Raw genomic sequence first — 19,857 nt, 5'->3', positions numbered from 1 at the left:
TCAGAGACCGAAAGGTCTCTTTTTTATGCCTAAAAAACAATCGGCGCCCCGAAGGTACGTAGTCTATTAGCTATGGAGAAAGAATAATTCTCTGCGAAGAGAAAGCGATTGAAGCTGATGAATTAAGGAAAGAGCGCAACGAGTTTGGTCGAGCTAAATGAGTCAGCGATGGACGCGAACGAAGAAAGATGCGAACGCTTGACTCAAGCAGAGGAAGCGCCTTAGCGCCAGATGGTAGCCCGGCTTACTTCTAAAGAAAAGTAGGCGATTATCTATAGAAACAAAATCATTTCCTTCGAATAAGCACAAATTTATCTAATATTAGTGAAGTATTAGAGAATTTTGTGCTTTTTTAATACACTAGTATTAAATGAGTATTAAATTAGAGGAGTATTTATATGATTATTAGAGCGCTAGAGGAAACAGATTTGCGTTTTGTTCACAATTTAAATAACGAGTATTCAATCATGTCTTATTGGTTTGAAGAACCTTACCAATCCTTAAGTGAATTAGAAAATTTATATAAAAAACATATTTTGGATGAATCTGAAAGACGTTTCATTGTTGAGGAGGATTCAATATCCATAGGTGTAGTAGAATTATTGGAAATCAACTTTATACATCGAACATGCGAAGTTTTAATTATTATAGATCCTCAGTATGCGAATCGTGGTTATGCTAAAAAAGCATTCAAAATGGCAATTGATTATGCGTTTTTAGTGTTAAATATGAATAAAGTCTATTTATATGTAGATATTAAAAATGAAAAAGCGGTACACATATATAAAAGTAATAACTTTGAAATTGAAGGTACATTGAAAGAACATTTCTATACAAGAGGAGAGTATAGAGATTGTTATGTGATGGGACTGTTAAAGAGAAATTGGATTAATAAACATGATGATGATTTATCGCATATACGATAAAATGCTAAATTGATGGAATTGAAAAGAGTGACTAAAATGAATAAACCAATTACAAATAAACTCCAAGAATTGCTTAATAATGACGCAATTTCTATGCATGTGCCAGGTCATAAAAACATGACAATCGGTAAGTTGAATCAATTAAAGTTGAATATGGATATGACAGAAATCACAGGACTTGATGATATGCACCATCCTGAAGACATTATTTTAGAGAGTATGTCTCAATTTAACAAATATGATGATTATGATGCATTTCTACTTGTTAATGGTACGACTTCAGGCATACTTGCTGTGATACAGGCATTTTCCAGTGAGAAAGGTCGATATCTTATAAGTCGAAATGTTCATAAATCAGTCTTTCATGGTCTAGATTTAACGAAAGCGCATGCTACATTTACAGCTATGACTCAAAGTCGTTTAACAAACCAATATGTAGGGCCTGTCATCGATGGTCCGGTTGAAGATTACAAATTAGGCATATGTACATATCCCAATTACTATGGAGAGACATTTGATGTTGGTCATTTCATTAGCAACTTACATGACGATGATGTTCCAGTGTTGGTTGATGAAGCACATGGTGCACACTTTGATTTGAAAGGTTTCCCAAAATCTGCGATGAATTTTGGGGCAGATTATGTGGTTCAGTCATACCATAAAACGTTGCCAGCTTTAACAATGGGTTCCGTTTTGTTTATACATAAAAATGCACCATTACGCACACAAATTATTGAGTATTTAACATATTTTCAAACTTCAAGTCCTTCTTACCTTGTGATGTCTAGTTTAGAATATGCCCAGTCGTTTTATGAAGAATTTGAATCGGAACTGTTCTTTGAAAAAAGAAAAGTATTCATAGACGTACTCAAAATGAAAGGTTTTAATGTTGGAGAGCCTGAAGATCCTTTAAAATTAATAATAAGTTATGATGGTTTTAAAGGATATGAAGTCCAGCAATGGTTTGAAAAGCAACATATTTATGTTGAACTTGCGGATGAATATCAAGTTTTATTTATATTACCATTGTGGCATCATGATGATGCATTTCCATTTGAATTATTGAAAGCTAGAATTCATGTCATACCTCTTCCTGAAAAAAGAGAGTCATATACTAAAGCAGCGAATCTGATGTTGGAGACGAGTGAGTATCAGGCAATTCATTTTCCAAAAACAAAAGAAATAGCAATAGAACAAGCAGAAAATGAAATATTAGCACAACATATTGTACCTTATCCTCCTGGAATTCCAGTAATGTTTAGAGGAGAAGTTATTACAATACATATGATAAAATTATTACAATATTATTCAAACTTAGGTATTAAAGTAGAAGGTTTGAAGGATAAAAAAATATTAGTTAAGGATGAATAAAATGTCAGCTTTTATAACATTTGAAGGGCCTGAGGGCGCAGGCAAAACTTCTGTAATCACAAAAGTAAGTCAAAAATTAGCTGAGGACTTTGATGTTATTACTACACGTGAACCAGGTGGCGTACCTACCGGAGAAGAAATTCGTCGTGTCGTATTAGATGGAGATAACATGGATATTCGCACTGAAGCAATGTTATTTGCAGCATCAAGACGTGAACATCTCGTTGAAAAAGTTATCCCAGCTTTAAAAGATGGAAAAATTGTTCTGTGTGATAGATATATTGATAGTTCTTTAGCTTATCAAGGTTATGCAAGGGGTATAGGTATTAAAGAAGTTCAAACTTTAAATGAATTTGCAATTAATGGATTGTATCCCGATTTAACGATTTATTTAGACGTTAGCGCTGAAGTTGGACGCCAACGAATTCTCAAAAATAATCGTGATCAAAACCGTTTAGATCAAGAAGATAAGGCATTCCATGAAAAAGTGATAGAAGGTTATCATAAAGTGATAGAAGGAAATCCGGAACGATTTGTTAAAGTGAATGCAAATCAGAATTTGGAAAATGTAGTCGAAGAAGCGTACCAATCTATCATCAAATATTTAAAAAATTTGTGATATAATATCAAGAAGAGGTGTTATAAAAATGAAGATGATTATAGCGATCGTCCAAGATCAAGATAGTCAAGAACTTTCAGACCAACTCGTAAAAAATAATTTTAGAGCAACAAAATTAGCAACTACAGGTGGATTTTTAAGAGCAGGTAACACTACATTCTTATGCGGTGTTAATGATGAACGTGTCGATGAAATACTATCTGTAATTGATAACACTTGTGGTAATAGAGAACAGCTTGTTTCTCCTATTACGCCTATGGGTGGAAGTGCAGATTCATATATTCCATACCCAGTTGAGGTTGAAGTGGGTGGCGCAACAGTATTTGTTATGCCAATTGAAGCATTTCACCAATTTTAATGAACGTTGAGTTGTCGCTACGTCTTCTACATAAGTATAGAACTGACTTTTAGCGACTAAAAATAGATTCATTTCAGAAAAACAGCAATTATTTTACAATGTTGGGCTGCTTTAAATGTAGTTTAAGATTGATGGCATATTGATTCATAATTATGATTTTTATCCTTTCAGTTGTAGCATTGAAATTCGTTGTCATTTGCAGTCAAGTGAAGGATGCTTATCGAGTCATTTTGATTGAAGAAACATGTCTACAGTCTAAAGCTATGGTTTGAGTAGCCTTTTTTATATAAGAATTAAAAGAGGGAGTAGTAAATCATGGATGAACAACAACAGTTAGCTCATGCGTATCATTCAAATAAATTGTCACATGCTTATTTATTTGAAGGTGATGATGCACAATCAATGAAACATGTGGCTGTCAACTTTGCGAAATTGATTTTATGTGATGAAAATCATCAATGTGAACTGAAAGTTGATACGTTTAATCATCCTGACTTTCTGTATGTTTCCTCAGATGAAAATACGATAAAGAAAGAACAAATTGAACAACTTGTACATCATATGAATCAATTACCTATAGAAGGTAATTATAAAGTGTACATTATTGAAGAATTTGAAAAATTAACTGTTCAAGGTGAAAATAGTATATTAAAATTTTTAGAGGAACCACCAAAGAATACGATTGCGATTTTACTATCTACGAAACCTGAACAGATTTTAGATACGATACATTCTAGATGTCAGCATGTTTATTTTAAACCCATTGATAGAGAGCAGTTTATTGAGAGGTTAGTTGAAGCATCTCTAACGAGACCTGTAGCAGAAATGGTAAGTACACATACGACTCAAGTTGAAACAGCAGTAGCATTAAATGAAGAATATGATTTAACTTCCTTAAGAAAATCAATTATTCGTTGGTGTGAATTAATCTTATCAAATAAATCAATGGCTTTAATTGGCATTATAGACTTGCTTAAGCAAGCTAAAAATCGTAAATTACAATTGTTAACATTAGCAGCAGTCAATGGATTTTTCGAGGATATGATGCATGCAAAAGTGAATATAGAAAATCATTTTATCTATAGTGATTTGAGTGTTGAAATGAAAAAATATGCGGAAAGTTTAACGTTTAACCAAATGGTTCTGATGTATGATCAAATTACAGAAGCGCACAAAAAATTGAATCAAAACGTTAATCCAACACTCGTATTTGAACAAATAGTTATAAGAGGTGTGAGATAAAATGCCAAATGTTGTAGGTGTTCAGTTTCAAAAAGCAGGGAAATTGGAATATTATGCGCCTAATCAGCTAGATGTGAATGTTGGCGACAGAGTTGTCGTTGAGTCCAAAAGAGGCATTGAAATAGGTTTGGTAAAGTTTCCACCGAAAGATGTCGCTGATGGTGATGTGACTTTACCTTTAAAGGAAATCATTCGAATAGTCAATGAAGAAGACGAGGAACAATATTATAATAATGAGCGAGACGCTGAACAAGCATTAGAATTATGTAAGAAAGTAGTTAAAAATCAAAATTTGGACATGCGCTTAGTTAATTGTGAGTATACATTAGATAAGTCAAAAGTTATCTTTAATTTTACGGCAGATGATCGAATAGATTTTCGTAAATTAGTAAAGGTATTGGCTCAAAATTTAAAAACTAGAATTGAATTACGTCAAATTGGGGTAAGAGATGAAGCGAAGTTATTGGGTGGCATAGGTCCATGTGGACGTTCGCTTTGCTGTTCTACTTTCTTAGGAGATTTTGAACCTGTATCAATTAAGATGGCAAAAGATCAAAACTTATCATTAAATCCAACTAAAATATCAGGTGCTTGTGGTCGCTTAATGTGTTGTCTTAAGTATGAAAATGACCACTATGAAGAAGCAAGAGCGCAGTTGCCAGACGTAGGTGCTTCAGTACAAACACCTGATGGCAGTGGAAAGGTAATTGGATTAAATATTTTAGATATTTCTATGCAAGTAAAAATAGAAGGTCTTGAACAACCACTAGAATATAAGATGGAAGAAATTGAAGCAATGAACTAAGGAGGTTTAGCGACCTTTGAATAGAAATGAATTATTTGAGAGATTAATGAGACTTGAACGTAATGTAGGTCAGTTGACCCAGGATATGACTGAACTGAAAGATTTAGCTGTTGAACTCGTCGAAGAGAATGTAGCGTTGCAAGTTGAAAATGACAATTTAAAAAGGTTGATGGACAAAGGTGAAGCGTCATCAGAGCATAATGATGAAAAGTCTCATTCTAAGCACATTAAAACACCGTCTCCTAGTAAAGACAATTTAGCTATGTTGTATAGGGAAGGCTTTCATATATGTAAAGGTGAATTGTTCGGTAAACACCGTCAAGGCGAAGATTGTCTCTTGTGTCTAAATGTATTAAGCGATTAAAGTTCAATTGAGGACGAAATGATTAAAGTTAAGGGTGTATTATAAGTATGACATTTCAATCATGCTATAATGACATCCTTTTTTTAGGAGTAAGTAGGATGCTTAAGGATAATGAAAGAATTGATTATTTAATTAAAGAAGGTTATGAGATTATCCAAAATGATGATGTCTTTTCATTTTCAACGGATGCCTTATTGTTGGGATATCTCACTGAAGTGAGGAAGAACGATCGCATTATGGATTTATGTTCAGGTAACGGAGTGATTCCGTTATTGTTAGCTGCAAAGTGTAACCAAGATATTGAGGGTATTGAGATACAAAGCCAATTAGTTGATATGGCACGTCGTAGTTTTGAACGAAATGATTTAGAAGAACGATTAACCATGCATCTAATGGACTTAAACAATGTATATGATACATTTAAACCTTCTCAATATACATTAGTTACTTGTAATCCTCCTTATTTTAAAATGAATCAACTGAATCAACATCAGAAAGAAGCACATAAAATTGCACGTCATGAAGTGATGTGTAATCTTGCAGATTGTGTAAAATCGGCGAGACATTTATTAAAAGAAGGTGGACGTTTAGTTTTAGTTCATCGTGCGGAGAGGCTTATGGATGTCTTAAATGAAATGAGAAATGCTAAAATTGAACCGAAGAAGCTCTCGTTTATATATAGCAAAGTGAATAAGACTGCTCAGACGATTGTAGTTGAAGGTCGAAAAGGTGGAAAACAAGGATTAGAGATCCGAAAACCTTTCTATATATACAATGAAGATGGGACATATAGTGATGAAATGAAGGGCATATATTATGGATAGACATTTTGTTTATATTGTTAAATGTAATGATGGTAGTCTGTATACGGGTTATGCAAAAGATGTTGAAGCACGCGTAGCGAAACATAATGATGGTAAAGGTGCCAAATATACCAAAATAAGACGTCCGGTAGAGTTAGTTTATCAAGAAATGTATGAAACTAAATCCGATGCGTTAAAGAGAGAATACGAAATAAAAACATTTTCAAGACAACGGAAATTAAAAATGATTAAGGAGGGATAGCATGGCAACGTTATTTTTAGTGGGCACACCCATTGGCAATTTAGCGGATGTGACGTATCGCGCAATAGACACATTGAATAACGTAGATATGATTGCATGTGAAGATACAAGAGTGACACGCAAGTTATGTAATCACTACGAAATAAAAACACCTCTGAAATCATATCATGAACATAATAAAGAACAACAAACAGCTTATTTAATTGAACAATTGCAATCTGGATTGGATGTCGCATTAGTTTCTGATGCAGGACTACCTTTAATCAGTGATCCAGGTTATGAACTCGTTGTGGAAGCACGTCATCAGAATATTAGTGTAGTCACTGTCCCTGGTCCTAATGCAGGGTTAACAGCCCTAATGGCGAGTGGTCTACCTTCCTTTACGTATACGTTTTTAGGCTTTTTACCTAGAAAAGAGAAAGAAAAAATAGATGTCTTACAACTTAGAATGTATCAAGACAGTACGCTAATACTTTACGAATCCCCTCATAGAGTGACAGATACGTTGAAAGCAATTGCGAAGGTAGATCCTCAGAGACGTGTCTCAATCGGTAGAGAATTAACTAAGAAATTTGAGCAACTTATGACTTTGCCAGTAACACAGATGCTTGAAACAATCCAGAATGGTGATATACCGATGAAAGGTGAATTCGTTATTCTAATCGAAGGCGCTTCACCTATTACGAATCATACATGGTTCGAAGATTTAACTGTTAAGGACCATGTAAATCATTACATTGAAAATGATAAAGTTAAACCGAAACAAGCGATTAAAACGGTTGCTTCAGATCGTGGTATGAAAACTGGAGAAGTTTATAATATTTATCATGATATAGACTAAAAACTTTCATGTTTTCATATATATTTTCTTAGTGATGAATTCGTATGAAAACCACCATAAAACACTGATTTTATGGTATTGTAGTAAAGATGATGACAATTAATTTTCAAATGATGTGAGAATGTAAACACGGATACATAGTAGTGCGCTACTTCATTGAAAAGAAAAATAAATTTAGATATCATTTATTATGTAATTAATGAGGAGGACCAGTGATGGCTAAAGATACGTTTTATATAACTACCCCAATTTATTATCCAAGTGGGAATTTACACATCGGTCATGCATACTCAACTGTTGCAGGCGACGTCATTGCGCGCTATAAAAGAATGCAAGGATATGATGTTCGTTACTTAACAGGTACGGATGAACATGGCCAAAAAATTCAAGAAAAAGCTCAAAAAGCTGGTAAAACAGAATTAGAATATTTAGATGAAATGATTGCTGGAATTAAAAGTTTATGGGATAAACTTGAGATTTCAAATGATGACTTTATTCGAACTACTGAAGAACGTCACAAGCAAGTTGTGGAAAAAGTATTCGAAAGATTATTAAAACAAGGCGATATTTATTTAGGTGAATATGAAGGTTGGTATTCTGTTCCAGATGAAACGTACTACACGGAATCACAACTCGTAGATCCAGTTTATGAAAATGGTAAAATCGTTGGCGGTAAAAGTCCAGATTCTGGACATGAAGTTGAACTTGTGAAAGAGGAAAGTTACTTCTTCAATATTAATAAATACACAGATCGACTATTAGAATTTTATGATGAAAATCCAGACTTTATTCAACCACCATCTAGAAAGAATGAAATGATCAATAACTTTATTAAGCCTGGATTAGAAGATTTAGCCGTTTCTCGTACATCATTCGACTGGGGCGTTCGTGTTCCATCAAATCCTAAGCATGTTGTATATGTATGGATTGATGCACTAGTTAACTATATTTCTTCACTAGGTTATCTTTCAGAGGATGAAACGTTATTTAACAAATATTGGCCAGCAGATATTCATTTGATGGCTAAAGAAATTGTACGTTTCCACTCTATTATTTGGCCGATTTTATTAATGGCATTAGATTTACCTCTACCTAAGAAAGTCTTTGCGCATGGCTGGATCTTAATGAAAGACGGTAAAATGAGTAAATCTAAAGGTAATGTCGTTGATCCGAATGTATTAATTGATCGTTACGGTTTAGATGCAACACGTTACTACTTAATGCGTGAGTTACCATTCGGTTCTGATGGTGTGTTCACGCCAGAAGCCTTTGTTGAACGTACGAATTATGACTTGGCGAATGACTTAGGAAACTTAGTTAACCGTACAATTTCAATGATTAATAAATACTTCCATGGTGAATTACCAGCTTACCAAGGTCCAAAACATGAACTTGATGAGGATATGGAAGCAATGGCGCTTGAAACAGTTAAGAACTTTAATGAGAACATGGAAAGTTTACAATTCTCTGTTGCATTGTCTACGGTTTGGAAATTTATTAGCCGTACGAATAAGTATATTGATGAGACACAACCATGGGTATTAGCTAAAGATGAAAGTCAACGTGACATGCTCGGCAATGTGATGGCACACCTTGTTGAGAATATTCGTTTCTCAGCTGTTTTACTACAACCGTTCTTAACACATGCACCAAGAGAAATGTTTAAGCAACTTAATATCAATAATCCTAAATTAACAGAATTAGAAAGTCTCGAAAGTTACGGTGCACTCACTGAACCAATTATGGTTACTGAAAAGCCATCACCAATTTTCCCAAGATTAGATACAGAAGCAGAAATTTCTTATATTAAAGAATCAATGCAGCCACCTAAATCTGAGGAAAAAGAAGAAGTACCAAGTAAAGAACAAATTGATATTAAAGACTTCGATAAAGTTGAAATTAAAGCAGCAACAATTATAGATGCTGAAAATGTGAAAAAATCTGATAAACTATTAAAAATTCAAATTGATTTAGATAGTGAGCAGCGTCAAATTGTATCAGGAATAGCGAAGTTCTATAAACCTGAGGATATTATTGGTAAAAAAGTTGCTGTAGTAACAAATTTAAAACCTGCAAAATTAATGGGTCAAAAATCTGAAGGTATGATTTTATCTGCTGAAAAAGATGGCGTTCTTACATTGGTAAGTTTACCAAATGCAATTCCAAACGGAGCAATTGTTAAATAATATTGCAGAGAGATAGGAGAGATAATGATGTTAATCGATACACATGTCCATTTAAATGATGAACAATATGATGAAGATTTAAATGAAGTGATATCACGTGCGAGAGAAGCAGGCGTAGATAGAATGTTTGTAGTGGGATTTGATACGCCTACAATTGAACGTACTATGGAACTCATAGATAAATATGAATTTGTCTATGGTATTATCGGTTGGCATCCTGTCGATGCAATTGATTGTACGGATGAGAGATTAGAGTGGATTGAAAGTCTATCTAAACATCCTAAGATTATCGGCATTGGTGAGATGGGCTTAGACTATCACTGGGATAAATCTCCTGCTGACATTCAAAAGGAAGTATTTAGAAAGCAAATCGCTCTAGCTAAACGTGTACAATTACCTATCATTATTCATAATCGTGAAGCGACTCAAGATTGTGTTGATATCTTGATGGAAGAGCATGCCGAAGAAGTGGGTGGCATTATGCATAGTTTCAGTGCCTCACCTGAAATTGCAGATGTAGTTATTAACAAATTGAATTTCTACGTCTCTCTAGGTGGCCCAGTTACTTTCAAAAATGCGAAACAACCTAAAGAAGTTGCGCAACATGTGCCAATGGATCGCTTATTATGTGAAACAGATGCACCATACTTGTCGCCTCATCCATATAGAGGTAAACGCAATGAGCCAGAACGTGTCACATTAGTAGCACAACAAATTGCAGACTTACGTGGCATGACATATGAAGAAGTATGTCGCCAAACGACTGAAAATGCTGAGCGTTTATTTAAATTAAAACAATAATTTACAGTGAGAAAGGTGTCCAACTTTAAAGGGATGAATATCATCACACTTTTAAAAGTTCGAGACATCTTTCTTATTTTTTATAAAGTTAGAGTGCCGGCATAGTAAAATATGAAATGTAGTGAAGCTCGTTGATAAAGTAAAATGAATGAAGAAGTTTGTTAGTATTTTATTATTTTGATTTACTTTTATAAAATAAGGATAAACGATTTAAACACTGTTGGAAGGTATAAATATGAAGATTAATGAATTTATCGTAGTTGAAGGCAGAGATGACACAGAGCGTGTTAAAACTGCTGTAGAATGCGATACAATAGAGACAAATGGAAGTGCAATTAACCAAGAAACATTAGATGTTATTCGTCATGCGCAAGAAAGTAGAGGCGTGATTGTATTGACTGATCCTGATTTCCCGGGTGATAAAATCAGACATACCATCCGTGACAATGTACCCGGCGTTAAACATGCGTATTTAGATAAAGAAAAGGCAAAGAACAGAAGAGGTAAAATTGGTGTTGAACATGCGGATGTTAAAGACATTAGAGAAGCATTGATGCATGTGAGTTCACCATTTGAAGAAGCGGAAGAAACCATTGATAAAAGTGTCTTGATTGATTTAGGGCTAATTATTGGGAAAGACGCTAGACGCCGACGAGAAATCTTAGGACGTAAATTGCATATCGGTCATTCTAATGGTAAACAATTATTAAAAAAACTGAACGCTTTTGGTTATACTGAGCAAGATGTAAGAGACGCTTTACTTGATGAAGAAAGAAGGGAGAAATAAATGGAACATAAAGATATTGCTACACCATCTCGTACCCGTGCTTTACTAGATCAATATGGATTTAATTTTAAGAAGAGTTTAGGACAAAACTTCTTAGTAGATGTGAATATCATTAATAAGATTATTGAAGCCAGTCAAATTGATGAAACAACAGGTGTCATTGAAGTTGGTCCTGGTATGGGATCATTAACCGAGCAACTTGCTAAACACGCAAAAAAAGTCATGTCATTTGAAATAGATCAAAGACTTATACCTGTCCTTAACGATACACTCTCTCCTTATGATAATGTCACAATTATTAACGAAGATATCTTAAAAGCTGATATTGGAAAAGCGGTCAATACATATCTTAATGATTGCGATAAAATTATGGTTGTGGCTAATTTGCCTTATTATATTACGACACCTATATTACTTAATTTAATGCAGCAGGATATTCCTATCGATGGTTACGTAGTGATGATGCAAAAAGAAGTAGGTGAGCGCCTGAACGCTAGTGTAGGTACTAAAGCGTATGGATCGCTTTCTATCGTCGCACAATATTACACTGAAACAAGTAAAGTTTTAACCGTCCCTAAATCAGTGTTTATGCCGCCTCCAAATGTGGATTCAATTGTCGTAAAACTGATGCAACGCGAGGAACCCCTTGTAGATATCGATGACGAAGAAGCGTTTTTCAAATTAGCGAAAGCGGCATTTGCACAACGACGTAAAACAATTAACAATAACTATCAAAACTTTTTCAAAGATGGGAAACAGTATAAATCTTCTATTCTGAATTGGTTAGAAAATGCAGGAATCGATCCTAAACGACGTGGCGAAACGCTTACAATACAGGATTTTGCAAAATTATATGAAGAAAAGAAAAAATTCCCTGAATTAGAAAATTAAAATATTGACAAAGGTCTTTTACCTTGATAAAATTTAAATTTTATTTGACGAAATCGCTATAAATATGGTATTATGTAACTTGTAGCGAGGTGGGGCAATATGCCAAAATCAATTTTGGACATCAAAAATTCTATTGATTGTCATTTAGGAAATCGTATTGTACTAAAAGCCAATGGTGGACGCAAAAAGACAATTGAACGCTCAGGTGTTTTAAAAGAAACGTATCCTTCAGTATTCATTGTCGAATTAGATCAAGACAAACACAACTTTGAACGCGTATCTTATACATACACTGATGTGCTTACTGAAAACGTACAAGTTTCATTTGAAGAAGATAATCATCAAGAAGCAGTTGCACACTAATCAGAAACATATATAAGAGTGATGTATTACTCTAAAATTTATAGTTTTATATTATATTTATTAAGGTGAGTATTGGGCAGTAGGTTCAATGCTCTTTTTTCTGTCTTGAAAAGTATTGTGGATCATTGCTCAAGGTCAATGAAAAGGTCGGGACATTATTTATTATGTCTTTCCCATCAAGCATATTTAAGTAATTCTGCAAACAATGCAAGTTGGGTGCATGCCAACGAAATTAATATTGCTAAATGATATTTTTGTTCGACACTCTTTATTCAATTTTATATTTTAAAAAATCAAAAAACGTATATTATTACTTTTCAAAATGTATTTCATTAAGATTTTACGAAAAATTGAAGATAATCTATCAAATATTTAAGACCTTTATGTTAAAATCATCTTAATAACAATTCGAAGCGAGGGCGGAAAAATGATATATGAAACGGCACCAGCCAAAATAAATTTTACGCTCGATACCCTTTTTAAAAGAGATGATGGTTACCATGAAATTGAAATGATTATGACTACAATCGATTTAAACGATCGATTATCTTTTCAAAAGCGTAAAGATAAAAAGATTGTTGTAGATATCGAACATAATTATGTTCCTAACGATCATAAAAATCTTGCCTATAGAGCGGCTAAATTGATGGTGGAGACCTATAATATTAAAGAAGGGGTTACGATTACCATTGATAAAGATATACCAGTTTCGGCTGGATTAGCAGGCGGTTCTGCAGATGCAGCAGCTACAATGAGAGGGATGAATCGTTTATTTAGATTAGGTAAGTCTTTAGATGATTTATCAGCACTAGGTATTCAAATTGGTACAGATATCCCTTTTTGTATTTATAATAAGACTGCTGTGTGCACTGGGCGAGGTGAGAAGGTGACTTTTCTAGATAAACCACCTTCTGCATGGGTAGTTTTGGCTAAACCGGATTTAGGAATATCCTCACCGGATGTCTTTAAAGCATTAAATTTAAATGAACAGCATGTCGTGTATAATGATTTGTGTAAACAAGCATTAAAAACGAATGATTATCAACTGTTATGTAAAAGCTTATCTAATCGATTAGAACCTATTTCAATATCTATGCATCCGGAAATAAAGAAACTTAAAGATAATATGTTGCAATGTGGCGCAGATGGTGCATTAATGAGTGGGAGTGGACCAACTGTTTATGCTTTAGCGCAAAAGGAACGACAAGCTAAGAATATTTTTAATGCAGTCAACGGATGTTGTAATGAAGTATATTTAGTAAGATTATTAGGATAGAAAGGTTTGACACAATGAGATATAAAAGAAGCGAACGTATCGTGTTTATGACACAATACCTTATGAATCATCCGAATAAATTAATACCTCTCACTTTTTTCGTAAAAAAATTCAAACAAGCGAAATCTTCTATTAGTGAAGATGTACAAATTATAAAGAATACTTTTCAGAAGGAAGAATTGGGAACGGTTATTACTACTGCCGGCGCAAGTGGTGGCGTAACGTACAAACCGAAGATGAGTAAAGCGGAAGCGACGGATGTCGTGAATGAAGTCATTACGCATTTACAAGAAAAGGAACGCTTATTGCCTGGCGGTTACTTATTCTTATCTGATTTAGTTGGGAATCCTACTTTACTTAATAAAGTAGGTAAATTGATTGCAAGTATTTATATGGATGAACAACTCGATGCCGTTGTAACGATTGCTACGAAAGGTATATCGCTTGCTAATGCAGTAGCAAACGTATTAAATTTACCTGTAGTGGTTATTAGAAAGGACAATAAAGTAACTGAAGGTTCTACGGTATCCATCAATTACGTTTCTGGATCTTCTAGAAAGATAGAGACTATGGTGTTATCAAAACGTACTTTAGCTGAAAATTCCAATGTCCTCGTAGTAGATGATTTTATGAGAGCTGGTGGCTCTATTAACGGAGTTATGAATTTAATGAACGAGTTTAAAGCTCACGTAAAAGGGGTATCAGTACTTGTAGAATCGAAAGAAGTAAAACAAAGATTGATTGAAGATTATACTTCCTTAGTAAGATTATCAGATGTTGATGAGTACAATCAGGAATTTAAAGTAGAACCAGGCAATAGTTTGTCTAAATTTTCTTAAAAAAGGAGCATTACACATCATGAAAACGATTAACACTAACAAAGCACCAGAAGCATTAGGACCTTATTCACATGCTACAGTCATTAATGACTTAGTTTTTACATCAGGTCAAATTCCATTAACACTTGATGGAACAATTGTAAGTGACGATGTACAAGAACAAACTAAGCAAGTTTTAGAAAACTTAACTGTGGTATTAAAAGAAGCAGGTTCTGATATAGATTCTGTTGTAAAAGCAACAATCTTTATTTCTGATATGAATAATTTCCAAAAAATAAATGAAATCTATGGAAACTATTTCGGCGAAACGCAACCAGCACGTAGCTGTGTTGAAGTCGCACGTTTACCAAAAGACGTGAAGGTTGAAATTGAATTGATAGGTAAAGTTAAGGATTTATAATTTTCTTTTAAAAATATTGTCAAGCTTCTAATAATATAAAGATATACTAGGGGGGCTCACTACATGAAAGTGACAGATGTAAGACTTAGAAAAATACAAACAGATGGCAGAATGAAAGCACTTGTTTCCATTACACTTGATGAGGCATTCGTAATTCATGACTTACGTGTAATCGAAGGAAACTCAGGTCTATTCGTCGCAATGCCAAGCAAACGTACACCAGATGGTGAATTCCGCGACATCGCGCACCCTATCAACTCTGATATGAGACAAGAAATTCAAGATGCCGTGATGAAAGTATATGATGAAACAGACGAAGTCATTCCAGATAAAAATGCGACTTCAGATTCAGATAATGAAGAAACAGATGAAGCTTAAATAAAAATATAAAATTAAAGTATGAAAAATGGTCAACGTTTCGAGAGAGGGGCGTTGACCTTTTTTTGTCCATGGTACGTGTAATTGTTCATTGATACTTACAAAAGTAAAAATGTTTATAAAAAATTAACGATTAGTTAACAAAAACTTTTAAAAGTTGAAAGTCTATTAGTTGTTAAATTATAATAATTATGAAGTGTAAATTTTTATGGAGGGTTAGCATTCATGCAAAGACATGCGATTATTTTGGCAGCAGGTAAAGGCACAAGAATGAAATCAAAAAAATATAAAGTGCTACATGAAGTTGCTGGCAAATCAATGATTGAACATGTTCTCAACAGTGTTAAACAATCTGGAGTTAATCATATTGTAACTATCGTTGGGCACGGCGCAGAAAGTGTCAAAGAAACTTTAGGCGAACAATCATTATACAGTTTTCAAGAAGAGCAACTTGGAACAGCACATGCTGTAAAGACGGCACAAGAACACTTGGCGGATAAAGAAGGAACAACTTTAGTTGTATGTGGAGATACGCCATTAATTACATCTAAAACACTACAATCTCTTATCGATCATCATGAAGGTACAAATTCACAAGTCACTGTTCTTTCAGCCTCAACTAGCCAACCACATGGCTACGGTCGAATTGTTAGAGATTCAAACCATTTGCTACAACGTATCGTTGAGGAAAAAGATGCGAGTGACACTGAACGTGAGATTAACGAAATTAGCTCAGGCATTTTTGCCTTCGATAACCAAGTATTATTCGATAAATTAGCACAAGTGAAAAACGACAATGCACAAGGAGAATATTATTTACCTGACGTCTTATCACTCATCTTAAAGGATGGCGGTAAAGCTGAAATTTATCATACAGATGATTTTGATGAAATTATGGGCGTCAATGATCGAGTGATGTTGAGTGAAGCTGAAAAAGCATTCCAAAAACGTATTAATGATTTCCATATGAGAAATGGCGTAACGATTCTTGATCCAAACTCAACATATATTGGTCCAGACGTGGAAATTGGAATGGATACAACAATCGAACCAGGTGTGCGTATTGGAGGCCATACAACAATCGGTGAAGATGTACTGATTGGTCAGTACTCTGAAATTAATAATAGTACGATTCATTCGAATGCTAACATCAAACAATCTATCATCAACGACTCAATTGTAGGCGAGAAAACAAAAGTAGGACCATTTGCCCAATTGCGACCAGGCTCAAATCTTGGTGCAGATGTAAAAGTTGGAAACTTTGTTGAAGTGAAGAAAGCAAGTCTTAAAGATGGCGCGAAAGTATCACATCTAAGCTATATTGGCGATGCTGAAATTGGAGAACGTACGAATATTGGTTGTGGTTCAATCACTGTCAATTACGATGGGGTAAATAAATTTAAAACTATCGTAGGTAAGGACGCATTTATAGGATGTAACACAAATCTAATTGCACCTGTGACAGTAGGTGATCATACACTTATTGCAGCAGGTTCTACGATTACGGATGACATTCCTGAAGACAGTTTAGCGTTAGCGCGTGCCCGACAAGTTAATAAAGAAGGTTATTTGAAAAAGTAAATAGCGAAAACGTAAAGCGTGTAATCAAATGATTAAAGTGGAAATGAGTTTATCATCGAAATTATTTTGATTCGTCTGATAACATAGTAATAAAGTTCTATTTTCTATATAATAAAACTGTGTAAGTAAATAATTGGAGGACTATAAATGTTAAATAATGAATATAAGAATTCATCATTGAAGATCTTTTCGCTTAAAGGAAATGAACCCTTAGCACAAGAAGTAGCGGATCATGTAGGAATTGAACTAGGGAAATGTTCAGTAAAACGTTTTAGTGATGGAGAAATTCAAATCAATATTGAAGAAAGTATTCGTGGTTGTGATGTATTTATTATTCAACCGACTTCATACCCTGTAAACCTTCATTTAATGGAGTTACTTATTATGATTGACGCATGTAAACGTGCATCAGCTGCAAATATTAACATCGTAGTACCTTACTATGGTTATGCGCGTCAAGACAGAAAGGCACGTAGCCGTGAACCAATCACAGCTAAGTTAGTAGCGAACCTTATCGAGACTGCGGGCGCTAATCGTATGATTGCGTTAGATTTACATGCACCTCAAATTCAAGGATTCTTCGATATTCCAATCGATCACTTAATGGGTGTACCAATTCTTGCTCAACACTTTGAAAATGACCCAGATATCAATCCAGAAGAGTGTGTAGTTGTTTCACCAGACCATGGTGGTGTAACGCGTGCACGTAAATTAGCAGACATTTTAAAAACTCCAATTGCAATTATTGATAAACGTCGTCCTAAACCAAATGTGGCAGAAGTCATGAATATTGTTGGTGAGATTGAAGGACGTACAGCCATTATCATTGATGACATTATTGATACTGCTGGAACAATTACATTAGCTGCACAAGCACTTAAAGATAAAGGTGCTAAAGAAGTTTATGCTTGTTGTACGCACCCTGTATTATCAGGTCCAGCAAAAGAACGTATTGAAAACTCTGCAATTAAAGAATTAATTGTTACGAACTCAATTCAATTAGAAGAAAGTAGAAAACCTACAAACACTAAAGAACTTTCAGTTGCCGGTTTAATTGGAAAAGCAATTATCCGTGTGTATGAAAGAGAATCAGTAAGTGTATTATTTGACTAAAGGTTACAAATGCGTTTGACGTATTCACTATCAACGTGTATAATACATTCGTTCGTGAATTTACGGACAAATAAACACTTGCAAGCAACGATAACGTTGATGGGCAAGTGAGGAGCAGATAAGACAATCTGATGATTGCTCGAACTGCAAAATTTGAAAGGTGGAAATTTGAATGGCTTCATTAAAGTCAATCATCCGTCAAGGTAAACAAACTCGTTCTGACCTTAAACAATTAAGAAACTCAGGTAAAGTACCTGCAGTAGTATACGGTTACGGTACTAAAAATACTTCAGTTAAAGTTGATGAAGTTGAATTTATCAAAGTCATCCGTGAAGTAGGACGTAACGGTGTTATCGATTTAGGCGTTGGTTCTAAAACAATTAAAGTAATGGTTTCAGATTACCAATTTGACCCATTAAAGAACCAAATCACTCACATTGACTTCTTAGCAATCAACATGAGCGAAGAACGTACTGTAGAAGTACCAGTTCACTTAGTTGGTGAAGCTGTAGGCGCTAAAGAAGGCGGCGTAGTTGAACAACCATTATTCGACTTAGAAGTAACAGCTACTCCAGAAAATATCCCTGAATCAATCGAAGTGGATATCAGTGAGTTACAAATCAACGATAGCTTCTCTGTTGCTGACGTTAAAATTTCTGGTGACTTCACTATCGAAAATGACCCAGAAGACTCTATCGTAACAGTAGTTCCTCCAACAGACGAACCTTCTGAAGAAGAAGTAGAAGCTATGGAAGGCGAATCAGCAACTGAAGAACCAGAAGTTGTTGGTGAAGACAAAGAATCTGAAGAAGACAACAAAGAAGAATAATTCGGACTTGTCATCTAACAATCATCACTCGATGACTTTAGATTAATAATTACAAACAAGCACTGTGCTTATACTAATAAGCATGGTGCTTTTTGTGTTATTATAAGGAATGATTAATTATTTGAAATTGGATGAAGGATAGGACGTATTGGCATGACACTCTCGTGTTAGGAGCCGTCCCTTCATTTTCAAAAATAAAACTCACGTAGATGAATATAGATTAAGAATAACGATGGAGGTAGCAAGATGAAGTGTATTGTCGGTCTAGGCAACATAGGTAAACGTTTCGAACTTACAAGGCATAATATTGGCTTTGAAGTGATCGACTATCTATTAGAACGTAATCAATTTACGTTAGATAAACAAAAGTTTAAAGGCGCGTATACGATTGAACGTTTAAACGGTGACAAAGTATTATTCATTGAACCGATGACAATGATGAACCTGTCAGGCGAAGCAGTTGCGCCATTAATGGACTATTATAACGTAGATACAGAAGATTTAATCGTATTATATGATGATTTAGATTTAGAACAGGGACAAGTTCGTTTGCGTCAGAAGGGGAGCGCAGGAGGACATAATGGGATGAAATCAATCATCAAGATGCTTGGTACTGATCAATTTAAACGTATTCGAATTGGCGTTGGACGACCAACGAACGGTATGTCAGTTCCTGACTATGTACTACAACGCTTTTCAAAAGAAGAAATGGTTACGATGGAAAAGGTGATTGAGCACTCTGCTAGAGCTGTCGAAGCTTTCATTGAGTCATCACGATTTGATCATGTCATGAATGAATATAATGGTGAAGTCAATTGAAAT

General features: G+C 34.6%; 23 protein-coding genes. All 23 read left to right on the top strand.

Annotated elements, in window-relative coordinates; translation table 11 throughout:
- Positions 1-398 precede the first annotated feature (398 nt).
- The 23 genes from HMPREF2580_RS03420 (at position 399) to pth (ending at position 19,854) form a co-directional block, all read left to right on the top strand.
- Entirely contained in the window at positions 399-926 is a 528-nt protein-coding gene (locus tag HMPREF2580_RS03420) for a GNAT family N-acetyltransferase (RefSeq protein WP_002445719.1), read from the top strand.
- Positions 927-962: 36 nt separating this feature from the next.
- The gene (locus HMPREF2580_RS03415; protein ID WP_070830410.1) at positions 963-2,297 is read left to right on the top strand and encodes an Orn/Lys/Arg family decarboxylase; all 1,335 of its coding nucleotides are present in this window, start codon (positions 963-965) and stop codon (positions 2,295-2,297) included.
- A gap of 1 nt (position 2,298) precedes the next feature.
- Positions 2,299-2,916 (top strand): dTMP kinase, encoded by a 618-nt coding sequence (gene tmk, locus HMPREF2580_RS03410; protein WP_070830408.1) that lies wholly within the window; start codon positions 2,299-2,301, stop codon positions 2,914-2,916.
- Positions 2,917-2,944: 28 nt separating this feature from the next.
- Positions 2,945-3,274: a cyclic-di-AMP receptor gene (locus HMPREF2580_RS03405; protein ID WP_002445716.1), complete on the top strand. Its 330-nt coding sequence runs from the start codon at positions 2,945-2,947 to the stop codon at positions 3,272-3,274.
- Between the two features lie 315 nt (positions 3,275-3,589).
- The gene (locus HMPREF2580_RS03400; RefSeq protein WP_002445715.1) at positions 3,590-4,516 is read left to right on the top strand and encodes a hypothetical protein; all 927 of its coding nucleotides are present in this window, start codon (positions 3,590-3,592) and stop codon (positions 4,514-4,516) included.
- Position 4,517: 1 nt separating this feature from the next.
- On the top strand, positions 4,518-5,321 hold the full coding sequence (locus tag HMPREF2580_RS03395; RefSeq protein WP_002445714.1) for a PSP1 domain-containing protein: 804 nt from the start codon (positions 4,518-4,520) through the stop codon (positions 5,319-5,321).
- A 16-nt stretch (positions 5,322-5,337) separates the two neighbouring features.
- A complete protein-coding gene (yabA, locus tag HMPREF2580_RS03390; RefSeq protein WP_002445713.1) occupies positions 5,338-5,685 on the top strand; it encodes a DNA replication initiation control protein YabA in 348 nt (115 codons plus the stop codon).
- Positions 5,686-5,783: 98 nt separating this feature from the next.
- The gene (locus HMPREF2580_RS03385) at positions 5,784-6,509 is read left to right on the top strand and encodes a tRNA1(Val) (adenine(37)-N6)-methyltransferase (RefSeq protein WP_070830406.1); all 726 of its coding nucleotides are present in this window, start codon (positions 5,784-5,786) and stop codon (positions 6,507-6,509) included.
- Complete coding sequence (locus tag HMPREF2580_RS03380; protein ID WP_002445711.1) at positions 6,502-6,750, top strand: GIY-YIG nuclease family protein; 249 nt, start codon at positions 6,502-6,504, stop codon at positions 6,748-6,750. Before HMPREF2580_RS03385 ends, HMPREF2580_RS03380 begins: the two co-directional genes overlap by 8 nt.
- A 1-nt stretch (position 6,751) precedes the next feature.
- Positions 6,752-7,591, top strand: a complete 840-nt coding sequence (gene rsmI, locus HMPREF2580_RS03375) for a 16S rRNA (cytidine(1402)-2'-O)-methyltransferase (RefSeq protein ID WP_070830404.1) — start codon at positions 6,752-6,754, stop codon at positions 7,589-7,591.
- Between the two features lie 215 nt (positions 7,592-7,806).
- Entirely contained in the window at positions 7,807-9,777 is a 1,971-nt protein-coding gene (gene metG / locus HMPREF2580_RS03370) for a methionine--tRNA ligase (protein ID WP_002445709.1), read from the top strand.
- A gap of 27 nt (positions 9,778-9,804) precedes the next feature.
- Positions 9,805-10,578, top strand: a complete 774-nt coding sequence (locus HMPREF2580_RS03365; RefSeq protein WP_070830402.1) for a TatD family hydrolase — start codon at positions 9,805-9,807, stop codon at positions 10,576-10,578.
- Between the two features lie 235 nt (positions 10,579-10,813).
- The gene (gene rnmV, locus HMPREF2580_RS03360; protein ID WP_002445707.1) at positions 10,814-11,365 is read left to right on the top strand and encodes a ribonuclease M5; all 552 of its coding nucleotides are present in this window, start codon (positions 10,814-10,816) and stop codon (positions 11,363-11,365) included.
- Positions 11,366-12,256, top strand: coding sequence for a 16S rRNA (adenine(1518)-N(6)/adenine(1519)-N(6))-dimethyltransferase RsmA (gene rsmA / locus HMPREF2580_RS03355; protein ID WP_070830400.1), 891 nt, complete (start codon positions 11,366-11,368; stop codon positions 12,254-12,256).
- 99 nt (positions 12,257-12,355) lie between these two features.
- A complete protein-coding gene (veg, locus tag HMPREF2580_RS03350; protein ID WP_001832193.1) occupies positions 12,356-12,619 on the top strand; it encodes a biofilm formation stimulator Veg in 264 nt (87 codons plus the stop codon).
- Positions 12,620-13,046: 427 nt separating this feature from the next.
- Entirely contained in the window at positions 13,047-13,895 is an 849-nt protein-coding gene (gene ispE / locus HMPREF2580_RS03345; RefSeq protein WP_070830399.1) for a 4-(cytidine 5'-diphospho)-2-C-methyl-D-erythritol kinase, read from the top strand.
- A gap of 14 nt (positions 13,896-13,909) precedes the next feature.
- Entirely contained in the window at positions 13,910-14,734 is an 825-nt protein-coding gene (gene purR / locus HMPREF2580_RS03340) for a pur operon repressor (protein WP_002445704.1), read from the top strand.
- A 19-nt stretch (positions 14,735-14,753) separates the two neighbouring features.
- The gene (locus HMPREF2580_RS03335; RefSeq protein ID WP_002445703.1) at positions 14,754-15,134 is read left to right on the top strand and encodes a RidA family protein; all 381 of its coding nucleotides are present in this window, start codon (positions 14,754-14,756) and stop codon (positions 15,132-15,134) included.
- 63 nt (positions 15,135-15,197) lie between these two features.
- Positions 15,198-15,512 carry a septation regulator SpoVG gene (gene spoVG, locus HMPREF2580_RS03330; protein ID WP_002445702.1) on the top strand — a complete coding sequence of 105 codons (315 nt, stop codon included), beginning with the start codon at positions 15,198-15,200 and terminating at the stop codon, positions 15,510-15,512.
- Between the two features lie 225 nt (positions 15,513-15,737).
- On the top strand, positions 15,738-17,093 hold the full coding sequence (gene glmU, locus HMPREF2580_RS03325; RefSeq protein ID WP_070830398.1) for a bifunctional UDP-N-acetylglucosamine diphosphorylase/glucosamine-1-phosphate N-acetyltransferase GlmU: 1,356 nt from the start codon (positions 15,738-15,740) through the stop codon (positions 17,091-17,093).
- Positions 17,094-17,240: 147 nt separating this feature from the next.
- Positions 17,241-18,206: a ribose-phosphate diphosphokinase gene (locus HMPREF2580_RS03320; RefSeq protein ID WP_002445700.1), complete on the top strand. Its 966-nt coding sequence runs from the start codon at positions 17,241-17,243 to the stop codon at positions 18,204-18,206.
- A 172-nt stretch (positions 18,207-18,378) separates the two neighbouring features.
- Positions 18,379-19,035: a 50S ribosomal protein L25/general stress protein Ctc gene (locus tag HMPREF2580_RS03315; RefSeq protein WP_002445699.1), complete on the top strand. Its 657-nt coding sequence runs from the start codon at positions 18,379-18,381 to the stop codon at positions 19,033-19,035.
- Positions 19,036-19,281: 246 nt separating this feature from the next.
- Positions 19,282-19,854, top strand: a complete 573-nt coding sequence (gene pth / locus HMPREF2580_RS03310) for an aminoacyl-tRNA hydrolase (protein WP_002445698.1) — start codon at positions 19,282-19,284, stop codon at positions 19,852-19,854.
- Positions 19,855-19,857 lie beyond the last annotated feature (3 nt).

This window comes from Staphylococcus sp. HMSC036D05 (genome assembly GCF_001836225.1).
GTDB classification, from domain to species: Bacteria; Bacillota; Bacilli; order Staphylococcales; family Staphylococcaceae; genus Staphylococcus; species Staphylococcus caprae.
The sequence above is the reverse complement of the archived record's forward strand: the minus strand, read 5'-3'. Positions and strand labels throughout refer to the sequence as shown.